Genomic DNA, 2,038 nt, shown 5'->3' with positions numbered 1-2,038 from the left:
TGGTGTCGGGGTGGAGTTGTTCCTGGAACCACAGCCGTTCCTGGGCGTATGACAGCGGTGCCGGGCCCTCCCCCTTCCCCCGACGCACCAACGGGGCCTGCTCGATCGCCCCGGTCCGGTCGATCACGGGCGCGAGTTCGGCGATCGTGCGGTGGGTGAAGAGCGCCCGCAGCGGCAGATCGACTCCGCACTCACCTCGGATCCGGGCCACCACGCGGGTGGCGAGCAGTGAATGCCCGCCGAGTTCGAAGAAGTCGTCGTACACCCCGATGCGGGGTATCCCCATGGCGGCCGACCAGATGTCCGCGAGGAGCGACTCCCGGGCGTTTCGCGGTGCGCAGTACGTGCTGCGCGTCTGCCGTCCCGTCGTGGTCAGGGCGCGCAGGGCGGCGCGGTCGAGCTTCCCGGTCCGGGTGAGGGGCAGGGCCGGCAAGACGTCGATGGAGGACGGGACCATGTAGTCCGGGAGCACCTCGCTGAGGAACGCGCGGAGCTCGTCCGGTTCGACGGTCCCCTCCGCGACGGCGGTCACGAAGGCCGCCAGCCTGCGCTCGCCCGCGTTCTCGACCGTGAGCACCGCCGCCTCGGCGACCTCGGGGTGAGTCGTCAGCCGTGACTGGATCTCGCCCGGCTCGACACGGTAGCCGCGGATCTTCACCTGGTCGTCGACGCGGCCGAGGAACTCCAGGGTGCCGTCCTCCCGCCAGCGGGCGCGGTCGCCCGTGCGGTACATGCGCCGCCCCGGTCGCGGGCTGAAGGGATCGGGCAGGAACCGCTCCGCGGTGAGGTCGGGCCGCCCCAGATAGCCGCGGCTGTCCCAGGCGAGACTCGCGTACATCTCGCCCGGCACGCCGATCGGGACCTGCCTCAGCTGTTCGTCCAGCAGGTGGATACGGGCGTTGTCCACGGGGGAGCCGATGGGCGGGATCTGGGGCCAGTCGGCGGGTCGTCCCCGCAGCGCGTGGGCCGTGACCACATGGGTCTCGGTGGGGCCGCAGTGGTTCTCCAGGACCACCTCCGGCAGGCCGGCCAGGAAGGCGACGGTCTCGTGACCGAGGGTGAGCCGCTCACCCGCCGTGATGATTTCCTTGAGCGGCAGCCCGGAGAGGCCCGCACCGGTCGAGCCGGCGTAGGCGGCGAGCTGTTCGAGCACCATGGGCGGGCAGAACAGCCGCTCCACACCGAACCTGCGGACGGCGTCGAGGACCTGTTCGGGATCGCGCCGCTGTTCCTCGTCGATCAGCACCAACTGGCGTCCGCTGAGCAGGGTGGCGAAGATCTCCTGGAAGGCCACGTCGAAGTTGATCGCCGAGAAGTGCAGGGTGGGACCGGTGAGGCCGGAGCGCCTGAGCTGCCAGTCCATCAGGTTCACCAGGGGGCGGTGCGGCATGGCCACGCCCTTGGGGCGCCCGGTGGAACCCGAGGTGTAGATCACGTAGCAGAGGTTGTCGGGGGTGGCGGACGGGGTGGGATCTTCCACCGGCTCGTCCTGGACGGCCGAGGGATCGAAGACGACGGCCTGGATGCCGTCCGGAACCCGCGCGGCATGGGCGGCCGCGGCGACGACGAACCGTGCGCCGGCATCGGAGAGCGTGTAGGCCAGACGCTCGTCGGGGTGGCCGGGATCCAGGGGCAGATAGCCGGCCCCCGCCTTCAGTACGGCGAGCAGGGCGACCAGGTGGTCGATGCCCCGGGGCAGCAGCAGGGCCACGACCGTCTCGGGCCCGGCGCCGAGCCGACGCAGCCGGTGGGCGAGCCGGTTGGCCCGTCGGTTCAACTCCCTATAGGTGAGCCGGGTCTCCTCGTGGACCAGTGCCACGGCGTCGGGACTTCGGCGGACCTGGTCCTCGAACCACTCGGCGACCGACCGGTCCGGCGCCGGCCTGTCGGTGTCGTTCCAGGCGGGCAGCAACGTCAGCCGTTCGCGGGGGGTGATGAACTCCAGCCGGCTGATGGGTTGGTCGGGGTGCTGGGTGAGGGTGGTGAGGAGGTGGGTGTAGTGGTCGGCGAAGCGGCGCATGGTCGGTTCGTCGAACAG

Annotated in this window: 1 protein-coding gene; it reads right to left on the bottom strand. The window is 71.0% G+C overall.

All coding sequences use genetic code 11. The features are described 5' to 3' along the window. Nucleotides 1-2,038, bottom strand: a 2,038-nt coding sequence (locus ACIBJB_RS47435) for an amino acid adenylation domain-containing protein (protein ID WP_398940387.1), incomplete at both ends; no start/stop codon positions are given.

Source organism: Streptomyces sp. NPDC050759, assembly GCF_044456945.1.
GTDB lineage: Bacteria > Actinomycetota > Actinomycetes > Streptomycetales > Streptomycetaceae > Streptomyces.
The sequence above is the reverse complement of the archived record's forward strand: the minus strand, read 5'-3'. Positions and strand labels throughout refer to the sequence as shown.